The organism is Pseudomonas sp. P42 (assembly GCF_017973755.1).
Taxonomy (GTDB): Bacteria; Pseudomonadota; Gammaproteobacteria; order Pseudomonadales; family Pseudomonadaceae; genus Aquipseudomonas; species Aquipseudomonas iridis.
This window is the reverse complement of record NZ_JACOPU010000005.1, coordinates 34,701-54,983: the sequence shown is the minus strand read 5'-3', so window position 1 is coordinate 54,983 and position 20,283 is coordinate 34,701. Positions and strand designations below refer to the sequence as shown.

The window sequence follows — 20,283 nt, the reverse complement described above, 5'->3', positions numbered from 1 at the left end:
TTTTTGTCGATCAGGTCACACCGGGTGATCAGAGCTCGGAGAAGCACTCTTCGATGATCGCCAGGCCTTGGTCCAGTTGCTCGTCCGGCGAGGTCAGCGGTACGAGTACGCGCAGCACGTTGCCGTAGGTGCCGCAGGACAGCAGGATCAGGCCCTTGTCGCGAGCCTTGGCCACAACGGACGCTACAGCGGCAGCGTTCGGCTTGTGACTGTCGCCGTTTTCGAACAGCTCAACGGCGATCATCGCGCCCAATGCACGGACTTCGCCGATTACCGGGTATTTGGCCTGGATGGCTTTCAGGCCGGTGACCAGACGCTCGCCGACCGCTTTGCAGCGGTCCAGCAGTTGTTCTTCTTCGAACACTTCCATCACTGCCAGAGCAGCGGCGCAAGCGATCGGGCTACCGGCGTAAGTGCCGCCCAGGCCGCCTGGTGCGATGGCGTCCATGTATTCTGCCTTGCCACACACACCGGCCAGCGGGAAACCGCCAGCAATGGATTTGGCGAAGGTGGTCAGGTCGGCAGCAACGCCCATCTGTTCCATGGCGAAGAACGTACCGGTACGGCCAGCGCCGGTTTGTACTTCGTCAGCAATCAGCAGGATGCCGTGCTGGTCGCACAGGGCACGCAGGCGCTTCATGAATTCCTTCGGCGCAACGTAGAAACCACCTTCGCCCTGTACAGGCTCGATGATGATCGCGGCGATGTCTTTCGGCTCGGCGTCATTCTTGAAAATGCGTTCGATGGAAGCGATCGAGTCGTCGATGCTCACGCCGTGCAGTTCGTTCGGGTACAGCGCGCGGAAGATGCCACCTGGCATCAGGCCCATGCCGGCCGAGTAAGGCACGACTTTACCGGTCAGACCCAGGGTCATCATGGTGCGACCGTGGTAAGCGCCAGTGAAGGCGATCACGCCAGCGCGGCCAGTGGCAGCACGGGCGATTTTCACGGCGTTTTCTACCGCTTCGGAACCGGTGGTGACCAGCAGGGTTTTCTTGGCGAAATCACCAGGCACCTTGGCGTTGATTTTTTCGCACAGCTCAACGTACGGCTCGTAGGCCAGCACCTGGAAGCAGGTGTGAGTCAGCTTGTTCAGCTGTTCGGTCACGGCGGCGATAATTTTCGGGTGCACGTGGCCGGTGTTCAGCACGGCGATACCGCCGGCGAAGTCGATGAATTCACGACCTTCAACGTCAGTCACAGTAGCGTTCTTCGCGGATTCGGCGAAGATCGGGTGAATCTGGCCAACACCACGGGGTACAGCAGCGGTACGGCGGGCCATCAGTTCAGCGTTAGTCTTGCTCATTACAGTCCTCATTCGCCGCTCATCGGGCGGCGTGGTTCAAGGATTAAGCGGGAGGAAGCGACGGTGGCAGCATGCGATGATCGACTGCCACGGCGTTCCCGGCCGCAGAGAAAATTCCGGTTTGAAACACGCAAAGGGACAGCGCTCTCGTGCCCTTTGCGTTTGCAGCGATCCCTTTCCCGGCTTAGATGCCCAGGCAGAGGTATTTGATTTCCAGGTAATCTTCGATGCCGTACTTGGAGCCTTCACGGCCCAGGCCCGAGGCCTTGATGCCGCCGAACGGTGCGACTTCGTTGGAGATCAGCCCGGTGTTGACGCCAACCATGCCGTATTCCAGGGCTTCAGCCACACGGAACACACGGCCCAGATCGCGAGCGTAGAAGTAAGAGGCCAGACCGAACTCGGTGTCGTTGGACATTGCGATCACTTCGGCTTCGTCTTTGAAGCGGAACAACGGCGCCAGCGGACCGAAGGTCTCTTCCTTGGCCACTGCCGCGTTTTTCGGCACGTTGGTCAGGATGGTCGGCTCGAAGAAGTTGCCTTCCATTTGATTGCCGCCAGCCAATACGGTTGCGCCTTTGGCTACCGCGTCAGCAATGTGCTCTTGCACCTTCGCCACGGCTTTTTCGTCGATCAGCGGGCCAGTGGTGGTGCCGTCTTCCAGACCGTTACCGATCTTCAGCTTGGCTACTGCCACTTTCAGCTTTTCGGCGAACGCATCGTAGACCGAATCCTGAATGTACAGACGGTTGGCGCAGACGCAGGTCTGACCGTTGTTGCGATATTTGGAAATGATCGCGCCTTCGACGGCCTTATCCAGATCCGCATCGTCGAACACGATGAACGGCGCGTTGCCGCCCAGCTCCAGCGACACTTTCTTGATGTCCTTGGCGCATTCAGCCATCAACTGACGGCCGATTTCGGTCGAGCCGGTGAAGGACAGTTTGCGTACGATCGGGTTGCTGGTCAGCTCGCTGCCGATGTCACCGGCGCTGCCGGACACCACGCTGAACACGCCCGCAGGAATGCCGGCACGCTGAGCCAGTTCAGCCAGCGCGAATGCGGAGAATGGGGTTTGCGAAGCTGGTTTGAGCACCATGGTGCAACCGGCAGCCAGAGCAGGGCCCGCCTTACGGGTGATCATCGCTGCCGGGAAGTTCCACGGGGTGATGGCCGCGGTAACGCCGATTGGCTGCTTGATAACGATCAGGCGCTTGTCTGGCTGGTGACCCGGAATCACGTCACCGTAGATGCGCTTGGCTTCTTCGGCGAACCATTCGATGAACGAAGCGGCGTAAACGATTTCACCCTTGGCTTCGGCCAGCGGCTTGCCCTGCTCGAGGGTCATCAGGCGAGCGAGGTCGTCCTGGTTCTCGATGATCAGTTCGAACCAGCGACGCAGCTTGTTCGCACGATCCTTGGCGGTCAGTGCACGCCAGGCCGGCAGCGCTTTGTCAGCGGCTTCAATGGCACGGCGGGTTTCGGCAGCGCCCATCTTCGGCACCGTGCCGAGGATTTCGCCAGTGGCCGGGTTATTGACCTTGATCGTCTGACCGTTGTCCGCATCGACCCAAGCGCCATCAATGAAGGCTTGCTGGCGGAACAACTGGGTGTCTTTAAGCTGCATGTCGGCTTTCCTTAACAGCACCGCGGCCTGCGCGGAGCAAATTATGATTGTAGAAAGGCGCCTCGCAAGGCTGCCGTCAGGGAAATCAGTGACCGGGTGAGGCGCAAAAATAGTGCACGCTTCGGAACACCTGCGCTTCAACACCCAATCAACGGGCGTTTGAAATCTCAAACGGATCGTAGGAGCAAAGGGTTTAAAGGACAATAGGGCGTTCGAAAAAAAGAACAAAAACGCCGCATTTGCTGAATTTTTCAGATCAACGCGCAAAAAACCCTGCCGCAGGAAAACCATAGATCAGCCCCGCCAAAGCGCCAAGCGAGGGTTTTGCAGGACGTTACCGCTTTATGGAATGCAGCGTTTTATTCCGACACGCGCACTGACAAAGGGTGCCGAAACCCAGCATGGACGCCCCGAGCCGACCTAGGTATGATGTCGCCCGCTGCACCAGTAGCTCAGCTGGATAGAGTACTGCCCTCCGAAGGCAGTGGTCGTGGGTTCGAATCCCGCCTGGTGCACCATGAATCAAAACGAGAAAGCCCCGGACTGTGGTGGTTCGGGGCTTTTTTGTGGGCGCTGAATTGTTCGGACGCAACGTTACTCCGTCGTCCAGTCAAACTCATCGTAATCCTCATCCTCGTCGTCTTCCTCCTCAACCTCTTCCTCAAATACGTCCTCTTCCTCAAGCACGTCTTCTTCCTGCTGACTCAGCAGAAACTCCTTACGCGCTTCAGTAATCGCGCGCCGCATCTCTTCGCCCTTTTTCGGGCAATTGAGGAGTTGGGCGATGCGGTCGATTTTTGGTGCCACGGTGTTCTCCAGCGCTTCAGCTATGGCCCGATAGTGCGCGTTTTGCGGGGCAATGCCAAATGGCTGGGCGCAGAGGCAGTCAGTTCTTCTGGATTTGTTTGAGCCGGGCGTCGAGGTCGGCGTTTGGGTAGCGTTTGTGCAGGTTGTTGAACAGGCTGTCGGCGGCTTGTGATTGCCCGGACTCACGCAGGCGCAGGACTTCGCGCAGTTGTTCGTCGAGACCGTTGGCCGGGGCGGTGGCGCGTTTGCTGGTTTTGGCTTCGTCGGCGCTGAACGCTTCGCTGTGCATCGGCGCAGCCATTTCTGCCATCGGCGCGGGAGCTGGGGCGGACAATGCTTCGGGGGCTTGTTTGCGAGCCATTGGTGCCGCGGGTTTGGCGGCCGGAGCGAAGTCAAATTGCGCTTGCGGCTCGGGCGCGCGTTGCACCAACGACAGCATCAGTGCCACGCCGACGAGGCTGGCGAACGCCACTTGCCAGCGCGGTTTGCGGCAGGCGTCGAGCCAGCGCTGCCACAGACCAGGCTTAGCCGGCGGGGTGTGGCGGTGCGCAGCATTGAGGATGAAAGCATCAAGGTGCGTTGGCGGTTCAGCGTTGTGCTGCTCGCGCACATGTTTAATCACCGAATCTTCGGGTGTCTGGCGGGCGTCAGTCATGTCAGTACCTCCTCGGCCAGCAGCCGACGCAGTTTTTGCTGGGCGTAGCGCAAGCGGCTTTTGACGGTTTCCAGCGGCGTTTCGGTGAGGCTGGCGATTTGCGCCAGATCAAGGTCGCCGTGGGCGCGCAGCAGGAACACTTCGCGTTGATCGGTGGGCAGCATCTGCAGGGCGTTTTCCAGGCGCTGACTGTCACGACTGAGACTCAGCAGTTGTTCGGGGTCGGTGGCTTCGTCGCTGACCGCGTGGATTTGTTCATCGTAACTGTCGTGCAGCGGTTGCCGGGCACCATGTTTGCGCCAGTGGTCGATCAGGCGATTACGGGCAATCTGGAACAGCCATGTACGAAAGGTCGCCCGTCCTTGTGGCTGACTGGCGCTGCGGATCAGGCTCAGCCAGGTTTCCTGAAAGACTTCATCGGCCAGTTCGGGTTTGCCACTCAGACCGAGCAGAAACCGATACAAACCCTGACGGTGGCGGGCGTACAAGATCTCGAACGCCGCGCCGTCGCCCTCGCGATAACGCGCCAACAGCGATTCATCGCTGTTGGCGGTGGGGCTGTCCGGCGAAGCAAACAGCTGACTGATGAAGCCTTTCAGACGACTCACTATTCAATCCGTCGCTCAGTGGGCAGCGCATTCGATGCGGTTGAAGTGCGCAGGCTCTGCGCCAGTTCGACCAGTTGCACAAACTCGTTGCGCAGACCGAAACGATCATCGCCACGGGCACCACGGGCCAGCGCTTCGGTGTCCTTCAGGTTGAAATCGCCGGTATGGCGACCGTCCTTGAGTTGCTGGGAAAACGCGGCAACGGCCGCAGCAAAACGCAAATCTTCGCTGGCTGGCACAACCTGATTGGCAATCGGCCGCTCGATCAAAAGACTTTTCCCACCTTCGGGCTGTTGATAACGCACACGCAACATCGCCAATTCCCCGCTCTTCTCGGAAACAGCCTTCTCAGATTTACCGTAGCGCAGCGGCTCCAGCCAGCCCTTCTCGCCTGCCGGAACAATTTCATACAGCGCCGTCACCGTGTGTCCTGCACCGATTTCGCCAGCATCGACCTTGTCATTACTGAAATCCTCACGCTTCAACGCACGGTTTTCATAGCCGAGCAGGCGATACTCGCTGACTTGCGCGGGGTTGAACTCCACCTGCAATTTGACGTTTTTCGCCACCACGGTGAGGGTCGAGCCGAGTTGATCCACCAGCACCTTGCGCGCCTCGCGCAGGTTGTCGATGTAGGCGTAGTTGCCATCGCCGGCATCGGCCAGTTGTTCCATCAAGTGCTCATTGTAGTTATCCACACCAAAACCCAGGGTGGTCAGGGAAATTCCGGTTTTGCGTTTATCCACAGCCATTTGTTTAAGGCTGTCGAAGTCGCTGACGCCGACGTTGAAGTCGCCGTCGGTGGCCAGCAGGATGCGGTTGATGCCTTTGGCGATGAATCCCTGTTGCGCCATTTGATAGGCCAGTTCGATGCCTGACGCCCCGGCGGTGGAGCCGCCCGCAGTTAATTGCTCGATGGCTGTGCGAATCTTCGCTTTTTCTCGTCCGGATGTGGGCTCAAGCACCACTCTGGATTCACCGGCATACACCACCAACGAAACCCGATCCTGATCGCGTAATTGGTCAACCAGCAATTTCAGCGTGCTTTTGACCATCGGCAGCCCTTCGCGGCGATCCATTGAGCCGGACACGTCGACCAGAAACACCAGATTGGCCGGGGCCAATTGCGCAACCGCACGGTCGGACGCCTTGATGCCGATGCGCAGCAAGCGCGTGTGCGGGTTCCACGGCGATGCTGCCAGCTCGGTGGTCACGCCAAACGGTGAGCCGTCACTGGGCAATGCGTAGTCGTAAGGGAAATAGTTGACCATTTCCTCCAGTCGCACCGCGCCTTCCGGCGGCAGGCGTCCCTGATTGAGCAGGCGACGGACGTTGGCGTAGGCGCCGGTATCCACGTCGGCGCTGAAGGTCGAGACCGGGGTTTCGGCGACGCTGTGGATGGGGTTGCCGGCCAGCGTTTGATATTGCTCACGCTGTTCGTCGCGATAGCCTTGTGGATAACTGTCCCCGGCAGGCATTGCAGCAAAACCGGCAATGGGTGCCGGATGAACGCTGCGCTTGACCATGGCGCCATCAGCCATGATCGCTTCATGTTGCACCAAGGCTTCAGGCTGAGCCGGTGCAGCAGCGGAATCAGGTTTGGAAGAAACGCCACAACCGCCGATGGCCAGCAAAATACCGACCACTACAGGACGTAAAAGAGGAAGAGACATGGGGGCTGACCTCGGGATGAAATTGATCATTCATCCACTGAGACGGGCCGTCCGTTGCGTGCGGGTTAACGCCGTTGAAATATTTCTGCCGTGGATGACGCCGCAGACTGCCGGCGTCTCGGCGCATTTAAAACAGGCTGAGCGGTACATTCGCCACCAGACGGAACTCGTCGTAACTGCCGTCGATCTGCCCGCCACTCGCGCGGTGGTTATAGACGATGCTGCGCAGTACCGTGTTTTTCAGGGTGCCAGACTGCACCACGTAGGCGAGCATCAAGCCATTTTCGTTGTGCTTGGCACCCTCCAGCTCGCGCACGTTGTAGCCAGTGTTGCGTCCGTCGCGGTCGCCGCTGTAGTGGGTGCCATCAATGCCCCAGCCCTTGGCGTGCCACAGGCTGGTGGTCAGGCCCGGCACGCCGTAGCTGGCGAGGTCGAAGTCATAGCGCAGCTGCCAGGATTTTTCGTTCGGGCCGTTGTAGTCCGAGTACAGCGAGTTGGCCATGTAGTTGCCTGTGGACTCCCACACGTAGTCGAAATATTCGTCGCCGAACACCTGCTGCCACGCCGTAGTCAGAGCGTGCGCGCCATGGGCGGCGGTGATTGCCAGGCTGTAGGCGTGGTTGTCGATGAAGCCCAGGTTTTGTTCACCCTGATCGCGCGTGCGGTAGTAGTTGAGGCTGGTTTTCAGCGCGAGATTTGCGCGATCCCCCGTTATGTGAGTCGCGCCCAGATAGTATTGCTGCCACATGTCCTCGAACCGCGAGCCATAAGCGCTCAATGTCAGACCGTAGGGCGCTTTGGCTGTCGCGCCGAGATAGCTGATACGTGAACCGCTGTAGGCGCGATTGCCGAAGGTGGTAGTCAGGCGTTCGCTGCCGGTGCCGGTACGCGGGATGGCGCGCTCGAAGCTGCCCGCTTGCAGCGCCAGCCAGTCGAGTTCGTTGCTGTTCAGGCCAATGCCCTGAAAGGTCGACGGCAAGGTACGATTGTCCTTGTAGCGCAGGATCGGGTTTTCCGTGAGCATCCGCCCGGCCTTGAGTTCGGTGCTCGACACTCGCAGTTTCACGTCGCCGACACCCAGACGACTCCAGCTCGGGACCGCGTCGCCATCGCTGTCGACCAGCACCCGGTCACCCCCATTGGCCACCGCACCGTGGCCACGCTCGAGGGTCACTGCGCTGAACAGCGAGGCGTCGACACCAAAGCCCACCCAACCTTCGGTGTAGCCAGAGATGTAATTGAGCATCGCGGTCTGCACCCAGGTGTCGCGCTGGCGCGTGGGCTGTGCGACGCCTGCTTTTTTGATCACCAGGTGGGTACTGCGCCGGGTGTGCTGGTTGGAATAGTAGTGGCGCAAATTCAGGTTGAGGTGGCTGCCATCGATCAGCCCGGTCGCTTGATCCTGTGCTGCGACGGGTTCACCGGCATAAGCAGGCTGGGCGATGAGCAGCATCGGCAGCAACGCCCGACGTACATGTGATTGCATGGAAAAGTGCCTGTAAAAAGAGTGCACGCCGCCCACGCGCCTGGCGTTTGAGCGGCCTGCGACAACTGTCGGGATCAGCGGGGCGGCGCAGACGGCCAGTGTTTGATCGAGCCGCGCCAGCCTTCGTAAGCCTTGGCGCACTGCAACAACCATTGATCGGCAAACCGTGGTGCAACCATTTGCAGGCCGATCGGCATACCCCCGGATGTAAACCCGCAGTTGATCGACAAGGCCGGTTGCTCGCCCATATTCCACGGCAGCGTGAACACGATGTGTTCGAAAGGCTGGCGCGGGTCATTGCCGGGCGAGGGCCATTCAGCGGGGAAACTGCTGACCTGATTGGTCGGCGACAACAGCAAGTCGAAGTTGCCGAACAATTGCGCGCAGCGACGACGGATTTCAAAGGTCTGATTGAAACCTTCGACCGCTTGCACCGCGCTCATCCCGGCCGCCGGTGCTGCCCAGTCCTGAATGTAGGGCAAGACGTTGTCGCGTTGCGCCGTGCTCAAGCTTTGCAGTTGCGACAACTGGCGGGCGCGCCAGAAATCATCGAGGCCGTCGAGCAACTGTCGATCCATCAGCGACCCGATCAAGTCCACCTGCGCGCCATGGGCCTCGAACAGTCGCGCGGCATCTCGCACCGCTTCACACACTTCATGTTCAGGCTGGAAGCCGCAGCCGGGGTCGAGCATCAGCCCGATGCGCAGACCCTGCATCGACGGTGCCTGCAGGTTCCAGTCCAGCGCGTGCGCCGGCAGGCTGGTAGCGTCGCGTGCATCCGGTAGTGCCAGATAACGCATCATCAGCGCGCAATCATCCACGGTGCGGGTCATCGGTCCCGCGCAACGGCCGGTGTAATAGGGATCAATCGGGATCCGTCCAAGCGTTGGCTTGAACCCCACCAATCCACACCAGCCTGCCGGCAGGCGTACCGAGCCGCCGATGTCGGTGCCGACATGCAGTGGACCATAACCAGCCGCCGCCGCAGCCGCCGCGCCGGAACTCGAGCCGCCGGGGTTTTGCGTGGTGTCCCACGGGTTGCGCGTGATGCCATGGAAACTCGACAGCCCGGACGACAGCATGCCGAAATCCGGCACCGTGGTCTTGCCCAGAATGATCGCCCCGGCTTCACGCAAACGCGCGGCCGGCGGCGCGTCGGCAGTCGCCGCGATCAACGTCGTGGCGCGCGAGCCTTGGGGGATGCAATCGCCCTCAGTGGCGATCAATTCCTTGAGTGTCACCGGGATGCCGTCGAGCATGCCGCGCGGGGTTCCACGGCTCCAGCGTTCAGTCGACGCGCGCGCCTGATCGAGTACGCGCTGCGGATCGAACGCGTACAGCGCATTGATGCTCGGTTCCCAGCGCTCGATGTGCGCCAGCAGGTGATCGTAGTATTCCAGCGGCGACAACTCAGCACTGGCAAACAAGGCCAGCAGTTGTGCCGCCGACAAGTCATGTAAATCGGTCATCGAATAGCCGTCCGTGCAAACCCATAGTGCGCATGCTGCAAATTGTCTTCCCTAGCGCTCGGCAACCAGCGCATGGCTGGTTTGAACCGTATTGCGCCCACCGAAATACGCAGCGCAGGCAACGCCCACCGCGCCCATCACCAGGCTGTACACCACGCACACCCACGGGCTCCACGGCATCAGCCCGATCAACAACAACGGCGTGGTGCTCGCCCACAGTGCATAGGCAATGTTGTAAGTAAACGAAATGCCCGAGACGCGGATGTGTGCGGGGAACAGACTAACCATCACCGACGGCACCGCGCCGACCACACCACAGCTCAATCCCGCCAGTGCATACGCCAGCCCCAGCCAAGAATCACCACTGATCAGGCAGCCATAAAGCAGGGCTACGCCAACCGGCAGCAGCACGCTGTACAACATGACTGTGCGCCAGGCGCCGAGCCGGTCGACGATCAACCCGGCAATCACACAACCGATATTCAGGAAGACAATACCGAGGCTGCTCAGGGCGAATGTATGGCTGGGGCTCATGCCGAAGCTTTTTTGCATGACCGTCGGGGTGATCACCACCAGCACCACCACTGCCGAAGTCAGCACGCAGGTCAGAATCATCGCCGGCAACAACATGTGCCGATGCTCGCGCATCACGGTGCGCAACGGCAGTTCGGCGTCAGCCTCACGGCGCGCCTGCAAAGCCATGAACACCGGCGTCTCGCTCAGCCAGCGACGCAGCCAGACACCGATCACGCCGAACAATCCGCCGAGCAGAAACGGAAAGCGCCACGCGTAATCAAGAATTTCGGCAGGGGTGAATATTTGCGCCAGCAGGGTCGCGGTCAGCGCCCCGAGCAAATAGCCAAAGGTCAGTCCGGCTTGCAGGAAACCCAGCGCATAACCGCGATGACCCGCCGGTGCGTGCTCGGCGACGAACACCCAGGCACTGGGCACTTCCCCACCGACTGCGGCGCCTTGCAACACACGCAGCAGCAACAGCAGCAACGGTGCGAAGTAACCAATCTGAGCGTAGGTCGGCATGATGCCGATCAGCAGGCAGGGCAACGCCATCATCAGGATGCTCAGGCTGAACACGCGCTTGCGCCCCAGCTGATCGGCGAAGTGCGCCATCAGAATTCCGCCGAGCGGTCGTGCCAGATAGCCAGTGACAAAAATGCCGAAGCTCTGCAGCAATCTCAGCCACTCCGGCATCTCTGGCGGAAAGAACAGCTGACTGAGTGTCAGTGCGAAAAAGACGAAGATGATGAAGTCGTAGATTTCCAGTGCGCCACCGAGGGCGGCAAGGCCCAAGGTCTTGTAGTCAGACCTGGAAAACCGATGGGATCGCGAACCGGTCAGGGCAGTCATGGGCAAACTCTGAATTGACAGATATAGAGAACGACGCCTGCCAACGAGGGCCCGAACGAACTGCCCCCAGGTGCGCCAATTGATCAATTTCAACAGCGCGATATCGTCCACGCAAAAGGCCATGCGAACAACAAAACCGAGGCTCTGTGCTGCTTTTTAGCCGAAATCTGTACATTGAGTTTTCTTCCGATTAAACAATAATCAGGCCTCCCTAACTCGCTGAATATCTGGCCCATCATGGAAGAAATTACAAGTAACTTCGCCGATTTTGCTAATCCAGACATAGAATCCATTGCCATCATCCGGGGACGTGTCCTACAGGCATTGCAACAGTTTTTGCTCGAACGCGACTTCAAACAGTTGATGCCGATCCTGATGTCGCCAATCACTGATCCATTGAATCACGCGGTGTATCCCGCTGAACTGCAATATGAAGAACGGCGCCTGAAACTGACCGCCAGCATGATCTTCCACAAGCAGTTGGCGCTGACCGCCAAGGGCCACGACAAGATCTTTATTGTCGCGCCGAACATCCGTCTGGAAAAACCCGAGATCAAGGATTCCGACAACCACTTGCTGGAGTTCTCGCAGTTCGATTTCGAGATCCGCAACGGTGACATGCATCAGGTCATGGCCCTCATCGAAGGCCTGATCAAGCATGTGTTCAGCGAGGTCAATCAGCACTGCGCCGCCGAATTGTCCCAGCTCGGCCGGCAACTGCCGCACTTCGCCACAGCGTTCCCGATCTACAGCTCCGACGCGTTGCGCGCCGAGCATGGCGACGACTTCGAGAAGATCATGTCGGCCAAAGCGCACACGCCGTTTTTCGTCACCAACTACCGTCGCGAGTTCTATGATCGCGAAACCCCTGGCAAGCGCGGCACTTACAACAACTACGACCTGATCTATCCCGATGGCTATGGCGAAGCCCTGTCCGGCGCGGAGCGTGAGTTCGAGTACGAGCAGATCGTTTACCGCATGAACGAGCTGTCGATGGACCTGCAGCCGTTCGCCAACTACCTGGAAGTCGCCCGGCGCGGCTTGCTGCACCCGAGCGCCGGTGGCGGTCTGGGCATCGAGCGTCTGCTCAAGTTCATCTGTGGCAAGCGACGCATCCGCGATGTGGCGCTGTTCGACCGCACGGTCGGTACCAGCTTCCTGTTCTGATCCGGACCTGACTCGCAAGGCCTGCTCCGCTCTCGCGGCGGCAGGCTTGGCCATGGAGAAACACAATGTCTGCACTGCGTATTCACTGGTGCTCGCCGCTCGATAGCGGTCAGCAAAAGGCCTCGGAAAAATACGACACCGGCGCCCTCGACTTCGCCGGGATCGTCGATTTCGCCAAGGAAGCCGATGAGCTGGGTATCGACTCGCTGTTGATGGGCATCAGCTACCACATGCCCGATCCGCTGCCGATGATTGGCGCGCTGGTGCGTGAGACCGATCGCGTCAAATTCATTCTGGCTTACCGTCCGGGGCTGGTGCCGCCGACCCTGTTCACGCAGATCGTCAACACCGTGTCGTGGATGTCGGACAAGCGTATCTCGCTGAACCTGGTCGCCGGCATTTCCCCGGACGAGCAAGCCTATTACGGCGACTTCGTAGCGCACGACGGACGCTATGAGCGCACCGGCGAATTCCTCGACATCCTCAATCGGTTCTGGAGCGGCGAATCACCGCTGACCTACCACGGCAAGCACTACCGCATCGAAAAAGCCCAGCTCGGGTTGCCGTTCAAGGACGCCGAGCGTCCGCGCATTTACCTCAGCGGCGCCTCGGACGTTGCCCAGCAGATCGCCATCCAGCACAGCGATTGCTGGCTGCGTTACGGCGATACGCCGCAAGGAATTGCCGAGGCCGCCCGCACGGTTTTGCAGTCCGGTTGCTCGGTGGGAATTCGCATGCACGTACTCGCCCGCGAAACCCGCGCCGAAGCGCTGGCCGCGGTCGAGAGCATGATGGAAAACCCGGACGAACAGCATCGCGAATGGGTGCGTGAGTTCGTCGGACGCTGCGATTCGGAAGCGGTGAAAACCTCGTTCCGCCTTGCCGACAAAGCTGAACACGACTGGCTGTCGCCGATGCTCTGGTCGGGTGCCGTGGCCTATCGTGGCGGTCCGGCATTGTGCGTGGTCGGCAGCTATCAGGAAGTCGCCGAATACTTGTTCGAATACAAGAAAGTCGGCGTCAGCGAGTTCATTTTCTCTGGCTGGCCAACCCGCGACGAAATGCGCCGTTTCTGCAAATACGTGCTGCCTTATCTGCGCGAGCTGGAAACCGTCTGGGACCGCGAGCATGCATGACATCAGCAGCGCTGCACGCAACAGCGCGATTCGCTGGTTTGGTGCCGGGTTGCTGTGTGCCTTGCTGGCGGAGCAGACCGTGCTGTTTGCCGTGCCGTTGATGATTTTCCAGCTCACCGGCAACGTGCGCTATTCCGGTGTGGCGTTTGCACTGGAGTGGCTGCCGGCACTGATTGCCTATCCGTTCGCCGGGTTGCTGGCCGACCGGTTTGGCGGGCGCCTGCTGTTTCGCGGCGCCAATACTGCGCGGGGACTGAGCCTCGCCGTGACACTGGGGATCTGCTGGTATCAGCCGCAATGGATGGTCTGGGCGTTGATCGGCAACGGCATCGTATTGTCGGTGCTGATGGCGCCGGTGCGCATGGCGGTTGAAAAAAGCGTGCCGCTGATCGCCGGCCCTGAACGCCTCGCCCACTGCCAGTCGCTGGTGCAAAACATGGAGCTGCTGGCAATGGCGCTGGGCCCGGCACTCGCCGCCGGGTTGGCGATGTATGCCGACAAGCGCTGGCTGCTGGGGCTGGCGGCAGTCGCACTGTTTGCTGCGGCGCTGTTCTGGAGAGGCTTGCCGACGGCGCGCTCCGTCAGTCGCCCGACCAGCGTGTTCAAGGATCTCGCGCTCGGCTGGCGCCTGTTGCTTGGCAACCCGCCAGTGCTGTCGCTGGCCGGGCTGAATTTCAGCATCAATCTGGCATTCGCTGCCGTGCTCAGCGCCAACGCGTTCGTCATCAGCGGCGTGTTCAGCGCCGCCGACGGCGTGTTTGGTCTGATGAATGCAGGGGCCGGCGCGCTGGGTCTGTTGAACTTCATTCTGGTGCCGCGACTGTTGGCGCGCATGTCGATTTATCGACTCGGTGCACTGGGTTTTGCCTTGCTGTGTCTGGGCCTGATCTGCATGGGTGTGGCCAGCGGTGTGTTGCTGTATGCCCTGAGTTTCCTGCTGGCAATGGCCGGATGCGCGCTGTTCAACGTGTTCAACCGCACGCAGCGGATCAAGGCGATCGAGAGCGCTCATCTGGGCAAAGTCATGGGGCCGTTTTATCTGGTCAACCTGCTCTCTTATCCGCTGGGTGGTTTGCTCACCGCCAGCGTCGGCCACGTCTACGGCGTGCAGGTGCTGATTCTGGTGCTGGCACTCGTGCTGACCGTGCCCGGCACTCTGCTGTTTATTTTGACCACCCGGCGGTTTCGCCTTGCCCTCGAAGATCCATCGCTCGCCATGGAGGCATCCCAATGAAAACTCTGCCGCACTGCCTGCTCGCCACCGTCGAGTCCGACTCACACATGTGGAATCTGGTGTACCTGCAACTGTGGCTGGGCGAGCACGGTTTGAACGTGAAGAACCTCGGCAGCTGCACGCCGGTGGGCACGGTGCTCAGTGCATTGCAACAGCGCCGCACGCAGTTGCTGGTGGTCAGCAGCGTCAATGGCCACGGCTACTCGCAAGGCCTTGAGCTGATTCGCCAGGTGCGCCAGCTACACCCGCACCTGCCCTGCGTGATCGGCGGCAAGCTGACCACTTCCGAAGATGAAACCCTGGCAGTCCGGCAATCTTTGATCGATGCCGGTTACAACCAGGTGTTCGTCGGCCCCGACGCTATCGACACCTTCAGCCGCTATCTGGGCTCGCTGCACGCACAGCCCGACGCCGATTCCGTACTCGCCAACAGCGTGGCGTCCTGGCGCTGAACCCCCGACCACGGCTGACTTCGCCCATTCAAAGGATTACCACGATGCACATCGTTATCGTCAACCGCTGGCCGCGCTTTCGTGATGGGCGCCGCTGGGACAACGAACTGACTCGCTACGAAGATTTCTTCGACCATCAACAACACCGGATCAGCTACGTGGTCGATGCACTCGGCGCCGACGGCGTACTCGCCCCGGCGCAGCATATCGCTCATCAGGTACAGGTCGCTGACGTCAACCAATACGAGCAACTGCTCGGCGCGGTGCAGGAAGTCATCGAACGCGTCGGCCCCGTCGATCAATTGATTGCCCTCTCCGAGTTCACTCTGGAAATCGCCGCGCGCGTGCGCCAGACCCTGAACATTCCCGGTCACGGCCCTGACGAAGTGGCGGTTTATCGCGACAAGGCACGCATGAAGGAAATCCTGCAAAACCAAGGCCTGCCGGTGCCGCCGTTTGCGCGTTGCGAGTCGGTGCAACAGGCCGTGGATTTTGCCCGGGAAATCGGTTTCCCGCTGATCGTAAAACCGGTGGACGGTGCCGCGAGCATGGGCGTGGAAAAGGTCGAAAACGAGACCGCTCTGCGCACGCTGCTCAACAGCATCGACCTGTCGCGTTATGAGATCGAAGGCTTCATGCACGGCCAGACCTACCACATCGACGGCTTCGTCGATGTCGACGGCAGCGTGCCGTTTCAGGTGGTGTCACGTTATATCAACAGTTGCCTGGATTTCGCCAAGGCGCAGCCGCTGGGTTCGGTGATCGTCCAGGCATCGGCCCTGCGCGCGCGAATCGAGGCTTTCAGCCAACAGATCATGCGTGCCCTCGATCTGCGCTGCACGGCGTTCCACCTGGAAATTTTCGTCGAACCGGACGACTCGCTGGTGTTCCTCGAAATCGGTGCGCGGGTCGGCGGCAGCGAAGTCCCGCACCTGATCAACAAAGTGTTCGGGGTCAATCTCTACGAGCATTGGCTGCGCCGCCTCGCCGGCGATCAAGTGCCGGTGCCCGCCGTCAGCCACGACCCAAGCGGCGGCTGGCTGGTGATCCCGAAACCCGCGGCCCTGCCGTGCCGGGTAGTGCAAGCCGATTCGTTGCGCGAAACCGTGCCCAATCTGTGGCGCGAGTTGCTGCCCGAGCCGGGGCAGATTCTCGAGGCCGGCGGCAGCTACGACGCCCTGCACAGCGGACGCTTCATTTTTGTCGGCGGCAGCGAAGTGGCCACTGAAAACGATATCCGCCACACCACTCAGGCATTCCAATTTCGGGCTGAACCGGTATGAACTCCACCACTTCCCAAACCTTGAACGACGAACCCCTGCTGGGTCAGCTCAACCACTATTTGCGCGCCGACGAACGTCGCGCCGTGGCTATCCTCGGCGAGCGTCTGATTGACGCTGCGGGTGGTCTCGACGGGCTGACCGGCTACAAATTGATGGTCGCTTACGGCGGCGGCAAAGACAGCTCGTACACCGTAGCCATGCTGCGCGCCACGCAGTTACAACTGGCGATCCTGCATGGCCGCACCTTTCAGTTGCGCATCGCCAACATGCGCCATGCCGGCGTACCGGATGCGGTGATGGCCAACATTGATCGGGTCTACCGCGCGCTGCACCTGTTCGATGACCCGCGGGTAGAAATGCTGGTGGTCGATCACCGCCAGATTCGCCCGTTCGAACGGCATCTGCCGTTCCCCGACGATGTACAGGCGATGAACCGTTTCGACGTATTGATGAACGGCCACCGCACCGCTGGCGACGGTCGCCCGACCTTCTGCAACAGCTGCAACCTCGCCGTTGCGGATTTCTATGGTCGCGCCGCGTGGTGGCAGGGCGGCGTCGATGCAGTGGTCACCGGTGATTCGCGCAAAGAGCAGAAGCACTATTTCACCTGGATCATGCGTCTGGCGCAGCGTCTGGGGCTGGATGTCGAAGAATGCCGCAGGCAGGGCTTTCGCGGGTTGCTGCAAGCGCTGGATGGCGTGGCTCAGAGCTATTTCATCGAACTGTTCGGCAAAGGCTTCGATCAGCAACGCGAGGAACGACGCGTCGCCTGCGGTGACGACAACGCCGATCCAGCGTTCATCAGCATTTACGATCTGGTCAGCTACAAGGTCGAGGATCATTGGGAACTGATCACCGAATTCCTCGATTTTCGCTTCGAAGAACTGGCATTCAGCTTCACCGAATCCGATTGCGCCAACCCGATGTTGATGGCGCACTTTCGCGGGCTCAAGGCCGAGTACGTGCAAGGTCGCAGCTACAACCAGGGGATTGCCGAATACCTGGAGCTGGCACAGGCGCTCATGCGCAAGAAAGAAATGCCCCAGCGCCTGATCGATCTGGCCATGTCGGCCTATGTCGATGCGCAGGGCATGCAGGCGCGCCGCACGCTCGCCGAACGCTTCGCCGAGCAGGCGTTCGGACTCAATGAAATGCAATTGGTGTGTATGCAGTTTGCGCCGTTCGTTGATCGTGGCCGCGAGTTCTCCAGCTTCGTCGGGCTATGCCATCCGCAGCGTCTGGCCGATCTCGAAAATCTGCACCGGGTGCTCGCTGGCGAGCATAACGATCCGGCCCTCGGTCAGTGGCTGAGCGAGGTCAGCGGCCTGCCGCTGCCGGCGTTGCGCAGTCTGTATGCGCATCAACGCATCGATTTCGACAGCGACGTCACGCTGATCGCGCGGGTGCGCGCCGGTGATCCGCACAAGGGGCGCATCAGTCGCTACGACCCGGCGACCGGTGAAACCGTGGTTGAACTGGTCTCGGGACGCTAAGCATGACGGCGTTCAACGGCGGCCATTTTCAACAGTTCATCGAGCGCGCCCGCGCCCGCGATGAGCTGGTGGTGCAACCGCGCATGGGTTTTGGCGCACTCAGCCAGATGCGCGCGGGGCTGGCGAGCGTCGCCGCCCTGCCCTGCGCGGCCATCGGCACCATCACGCTCGACAGCTATACCCGGGTCGGCGATTACCAGAGTGCGTTGCAGTGCCTGAACAGTTCGGCGCCGATGAACGGGTTTCCGATCATCAGCCATCCAATCGAAGCGGTGCGCGGCATGCTCGCCGGACTGTACAGCGCGGAGTTCCCGATTCAGATCCGCCACGGCACGGCCAAACCGCAGAACGTTTTTCAGCGCTTGGCAGCATTGGGTCTGGACGCCACGGAGGGCGGCCCGGTGTCGTACTGCATGCCCTACAGCCGTCTGCCGTTGGCCGAGGCGGTCAGTGCCTGGGCGCAGAGCTGTCAGGTGCTGGCGGGCGCGACCGAGCATGCGCATATCGAGAGTTTCGGCGGCTGTCTGTTGGGGCAGTTGTGCCCGCCCTCGCTGCTGATCGCCATGACCTTGCTGGAAGCCCTGTTTTTCCGTCAGCACGGGGTGCGCAGCGTCTCGTTGAGCTACGCCCAAGGCACGTCGATGGAACAGGATTTCGGCGCGTTGCAGGCATTGCGCGAATTGGCCGCCCAGTATCTCGACGGCGATCATTGGCATGTCGTGGTGTATTCGTACATGGGCGTGTTCCCGACCTCCAGCCACGGCGCGCGGCGTTTGATTTGCGACAGTGCACGACTGACCAAGGCTGCAGGTTGCGAGCGGTTGATCGTCAAGACCATCGCCGAATCGCGGCAGATTCCCTCGGTCGAGGACAACCTTGATGCCTTGCGCATGGCCGCCGAAGTCGCCGCCGGCGACCTCCCGACTGACGCGGGCAGCGCCGGCTATTACCAGCAAACGCTGTTCGAAGCGCGGCGACTGGTGGAGACCGTACTCAATCTGCACGCCGACATCGGCGTGGCACTGGTGCAGGCCTTCGCGCGCGGCTTGCTCGATATTCCCTACTGCCTGCACCCGGACAACCCGGGGCGCGCCACCACCCGTATCGACGATCAAGGCGCGCTGCGCTGGGGCAACACCGGCAGTTTGCCGTTGCCTCGCAGCAGTGGCTGGTCAGTGGACGGCCCCGGCATCAGCTCGTCCGAGCTGTTTCAGATGTTGCATTACACGGTGAACCGTTATGACCAACCCTTGCATTGATTCCAGCGCCGCGCCGTTGATTCTGGTCGACGCTTATTCGACCGGCGCCCTGCTGGCCCGCTCACTGGCCGGACAGCGGCCTCTGCTCCATGTGCGTTCACGCGCGCACATGCCGGCCGCATTTGCCGCGAGCTGCCCGAAAGAATTGTTCATCGAGGACTTCAGCGTCGCCGAAGAAGGCCTTGAAGCATTGTTGCTGAAACTCGCCGCCTATCACCCGGCCGCCGTGCTGACTGGCAGCGAATTCGGCGTAGAACTGGCGGACTTGCTGGCCGCACGCCTGGGCCTGCCCGGCAATAATCCGGCGACCTCCGCCGCGCGTCGCGACAAGTCATTGATGGCTGAACGCGTGGCCGAGGCCGGGTTGCCGGTGGCGGCACAGTTGCGCACCAGCTCGCTGGAGCGGGCGCTGGTCTGGTTCAGGGCCCGCGGCGGCGAAACGGTAGTGGCCAAACCGCTGGACAGTGCCGGCTCGGACAACGTGTTCATCTGCCACGATGCGCTGCAGCTGGAAGCAGCCATCGAGTCGATCCTCGGCGCCACCAATCTGATGATGCTCAACAATAAAGCGGTACTGCTGCAGGAATACCTGACAGGCGCCGAGTACGTGATCAACACCGTCAGCCACGCGGGCGAGCACTGGATCACCGACGTTTGGAAATGCTCGAAGACCTTCGCCGCCGACGGCCGCAAGATCTACGACCGCGAGGACCTGCTGCCGGCGGACGCCCGCGAGCTGCCGCAACTGATTGAGTATGTGCAAGGCGTGCTCGACGCGTTGGGGATCGTGCACGGCCCGGCGCACACCGAGTTGATCCTGACCGGCAATGGCCCGCGCCTGCTGGAAACCGGTGCACGCCTGTCCGGACTGGCCTGTCCGCCCGCCCTGCACGCGGCCACCGGCAACGATCAGGTGGCCCTGACCTGCCTCAGTTATCTGGACCCGGCGCGTCTGGCGCAGTGGCCGAAACGTTATCAGCTGTTGCAACACGCGCGGGGGATGAACCTGATCGCCCACCGCCACGGGCTGTTTGCGCAGGAGCATGTGCGCCAGCGCCTGGAAGCCTTGCCGAGTTTTCACAACGCCAGGTTCCGCTTCGCCGAAGGGGCAAGGATTGCCCCCACCGTAGACCTGAACAGCTCACCGGCTGCAGTGTTTCTGCTGCACCCACAGAGCGAACGCATCGACGCTGATTACGACGCATGGCGTGGATGGGAAAGGGATTGGTTGTAATCACTGACGCCCCCGACCACGGGGCTTAA

General features: G+C 60.8%; 17 protein-coding genes and 1 tRNA gene. 9 read left to right on the top strand and 9 right to left on the bottom strand.

The annotated features are described in order from the left end of the window. Positions 1 to 28: 28 nt before the first annotated feature. Both gabT and gabD read right to left on the bottom strand, forming a co-directional pair. Positions 29 to 1,306, bottom strand: coding sequence for a 4-aminobutyrate--2-oxoglutarate transaminase (gabT, locus tag H8B20_RS17040; protein ID WP_042557070.1), 1,278 nt, complete (start codon positions 1,304 to 1,306; stop codon positions 29 to 31). 184 nt (positions 1,307 to 1,490) lie between these two features. Further along, positions 1,491 to 2,933, bottom strand: coding sequence for an NADP-dependent succinate-semialdehyde dehydrogenase (gene gabD / locus H8B20_RS17035; protein ID WP_210623965.1), 1,443 nt, complete (start codon positions 2,931 to 2,933; stop codon positions 1,491 to 1,493). A gap of 441 nt (positions 2,934 to 3,374) precedes the next feature. Between gabD and H8B20_RS17030 the strand changes: the two genes are divergently transcribed. Further along, positions 3,375 to 3,451 (top strand) — tRNA-Arg (locus H8B20_RS17030). A 76-nt stretch (positions 3,452 to 3,527) separates the two neighbouring features. Here the strand turns inward: H8B20_RS17030 and H8B20_RS17025 are convergent. From H8B20_RS17025 to H8B20_RS16995, 7 genes are all read right to left on the bottom strand, one after another. Beyond that, positions 3,528 to 3,764: a hypothetical protein gene (locus tag H8B20_RS17025; RefSeq protein WP_210624236.1), complete on the bottom strand. Its 237-nt coding sequence runs from the start codon at positions 3,762 to 3,764 to the stop codon at positions 3,528 to 3,530. Between the two features lie 55 nt (positions 3,765 to 3,819). Continuing rightward, the gene (locus H8B20_RS17020; protein ID WP_210623964.1) at positions 3,820 to 4,395 is read right to left on the bottom strand and encodes a hypothetical protein; all 576 of its coding nucleotides are present in this window, start codon (positions 4,393 to 4,395) and stop codon (positions 3,820 to 3,822) included. Continuing rightward, positions 4,392 to 4,973: an RNA polymerase sigma factor gene (locus H8B20_RS17015; protein ID WP_210624235.1), complete on the bottom strand. Its 582-nt coding sequence runs from the start codon at positions 4,971 to 4,973 to the stop codon at positions 4,392 to 4,394. Before H8B20_RS17015 ends, H8B20_RS17020 begins: the two co-directional genes overlap by 4 nt. Positions 4,974 to 5,002: 29 nt before the next feature. After that, complete coding sequence (locus H8B20_RS17010; RefSeq protein ID WP_210623963.1) at positions 5,003 to 6,676, bottom strand: vWA domain-containing protein; 1,674 nt, start codon at positions 6,674 to 6,676, stop codon at positions 5,003 to 5,005. A gap of 127 nt (positions 6,677 to 6,803) precedes the next feature. Continuing rightward, positions 6,804 to 8,162 carry an OprD family outer membrane porin gene (locus H8B20_RS17005; protein ID WP_210623962.1) on the bottom strand — a complete coding sequence of 453 codons (1,359 nt, stop codon included), beginning with the start codon at positions 8,160 to 8,162 and terminating at the stop codon, positions 6,804 to 6,806. A gap of 74 nt (positions 8,163 to 8,236) precedes the next feature. Further along, positions 8,237 to 9,631 (bottom strand): amidase, encoded by a 1,395-nt coding sequence (locus tag H8B20_RS17000; protein WP_210623961.1) that lies wholly within the window; start codon positions 9,629 to 9,631, stop codon positions 8,237 to 8,239. Between the two features lie 51 nt (positions 9,632 to 9,682). Continuing rightward, the gene (locus H8B20_RS16995) at positions 9,683 to 10,996 is read right to left on the bottom strand and encodes an MFS transporter (RefSeq protein ID WP_210623960.1); all 1,314 of its coding nucleotides are present in this window, start codon (positions 10,994 to 10,996) and stop codon (positions 9,683 to 9,685) included. Positions 10,997 to 11,233: 237 nt separating this feature from the next. Between H8B20_RS16995 and H8B20_RS16990 the strand changes: the two genes are divergently transcribed. From H8B20_RS16990 to H8B20_RS16955, 8 genes are all read left to right on the top strand, one after another. Further along, on the top strand, positions 11,234 to 12,163 hold the full coding sequence (locus H8B20_RS16990; protein WP_200616405.1) for an asparagine synthetase A: 930 nt from the start codon (positions 11,234 to 11,236) through the stop codon (positions 12,161 to 12,163). Between the two features lie 65 nt (positions 12,164 to 12,228). Continuing rightward, positions 12,229 to 13,299, top strand: a complete 1,071-nt coding sequence (locus H8B20_RS16985) for an LLM class flavin-dependent oxidoreductase (protein WP_047299258.1) — start codon at positions 12,229 to 12,231, stop codon at positions 13,297 to 13,299. Then, positions 13,292 to 14,533, top strand: coding sequence for an MFS transporter (locus tag H8B20_RS16980; protein ID WP_210623959.1), 1,242 nt, complete (start codon positions 13,292 to 13,294; stop codon positions 14,531 to 14,533). The genes H8B20_RS16985 and H8B20_RS16980 overlap by 8 nt, the downstream gene beginning before the upstream one ends. After that, positions 14,530 to 14,985 (top strand): cobalamin B12-binding domain-containing protein, encoded by a 456-nt coding sequence (locus H8B20_RS16975; protein ID WP_210623958.1) that lies wholly within the window; start codon positions 14,530 to 14,532, stop codon positions 14,983 to 14,985. The genes H8B20_RS16980 and H8B20_RS16975 overlap by 4 nt, the downstream gene beginning before the upstream one ends. Before the next feature lie 44 nt (positions 14,986 to 15,029). Next, positions 15,030 to 16,268 (top strand): ATP-grasp domain-containing protein, encoded by a 1,239-nt coding sequence (locus H8B20_RS16970; RefSeq protein ID WP_200616412.1) that lies wholly within the window; start codon positions 15,030 to 15,032, stop codon positions 16,266 to 16,268. Further along, a complete protein-coding gene (locus H8B20_RS16965; protein ID WP_210623957.1) occupies positions 16,265 to 17,761 on the top strand; it encodes a hypothetical protein in 1,497 nt (498 codons plus the stop codon). The genes H8B20_RS16970 and H8B20_RS16965 overlap by 4 nt, the downstream gene beginning before the upstream one ends. A 2-nt stretch (positions 17,762 to 17,763) precedes the next feature. Beyond that, positions 17,764 to 19,020, top strand: a complete 1,257-nt coding sequence (locus tag H8B20_RS16960; RefSeq protein ID WP_210623956.1) for a methylaspartate mutase — start codon at positions 17,764 to 17,766, stop codon at positions 19,018 to 19,020. Continuing rightward, positions 19,001 to 20,254, top strand: a complete 1,254-nt coding sequence (locus H8B20_RS16955) for an ATP-grasp domain-containing protein (protein ID WP_210623955.1) — start codon at positions 19,001 to 19,003, stop codon at positions 20,252 to 20,254. Before H8B20_RS16960 ends, H8B20_RS16955 begins: the two co-directional genes overlap by 20 nt. The last annotated feature ends 29 nt before the right edge of the window (positions 20,255 to 20,283 follow it).

Bases quoted from the DNA above. Each gene is read 5' to 3' on its own strand.
- H8B20_RS16955 (WP_210623955.1), top strand. From the start codon at position 19,001: ATGACCAACCCTTGCATTGATTCCAGCGCCGCGCCGTTGATTCTGGTC.
- H8B20_RS16995 (WP_210623960.1), bottom strand. From the start codon at position 10,996: ATGACTGCCCTGACCGGTTCGCGATCCCATCGGTTTTCCAGGTCTGAC.
- H8B20_RS16990 (WP_200616405.1), top strand. From the start codon at position 11,234: ATGGAAGAAATTACAAGTAACTTCGCCGATTTTGCTAATCCAGACATA.
- gabT (WP_042557070.1), bottom strand. From the start codon at position 1,306: ATGAGCAAGACTAACGCTGAACTGATGGCCCGCCGTACCGCTGCTGTA.
- H8B20_RS16985 (WP_047299258.1), top strand. From the start codon at position 12,229: ATGTCTGCACTGCGTATTCACTGGTGCTCGCCGCTCGATAGCGGTCAG.
- H8B20_RS17010 (WP_210623963.1), bottom strand. From the start codon at position 6,676: ATGTCTCTTCCTCTTTTACGTCCTGTAGTGGTCGGTATTTTGCTGGCC.
- H8B20_RS17005 (WP_210623962.1), bottom strand. From the start codon at position 8,162: ATGCAATCACATGTACGTCGGGCGTTGCTGCCGATGCTGCTCATCGCC.
- H8B20_RS16980 (WP_210623959.1), top strand. From the start codon at position 13,292: ATGCATGACATCAGCAGCGCTGCACGCAACAGCGCGATTCGCTGGTTT.
- H8B20_RS17000 (WP_210623961.1), bottom strand. From the start codon at position 9,631: ATGACCGATTTACATGACTTGTCGGCGGCACAACTGCTGGCCTTGTTT.
- H8B20_RS16970 (WP_200616412.1), top strand. From the start codon at position 15,030: ATGCACATCGTTATCGTCAACCGCTGGCCGCGCTTTCGTGATGGGCGC.
- H8B20_RS16975 (WP_210623958.1), top strand. From the start codon at position 14,530: ATGAAAACTCTGCCGCACTGCCTGCTCGCCACCGTCGAGTCCGACTCA.
- H8B20_RS16960 (WP_210623956.1), top strand. From the start codon at position 17,764: ATGACGGCGTTCAACGGCGGCCATTTTCAACAGTTCATCGAGCGCGCC.
- H8B20_RS16965 (WP_210623957.1), top strand. From the start codon at position 16,265: ATGAACTCCACCACTTCCCAAACCTTGAACGACGAACCCCTGCTGGGT.
- gabD (WP_210623965.1), bottom strand. From the start codon at position 2,933: ATGCAGCTTAAAGACACCCAGTTGTTCCGCCAGCAAGCCTTCATTGAT.
- H8B20_RS17020 (WP_210623964.1), bottom strand. From the start codon at position 4,395: ATGACTGACGCCCGCCAGACACCCGAAGATTCGGTGATTAAACATGTG.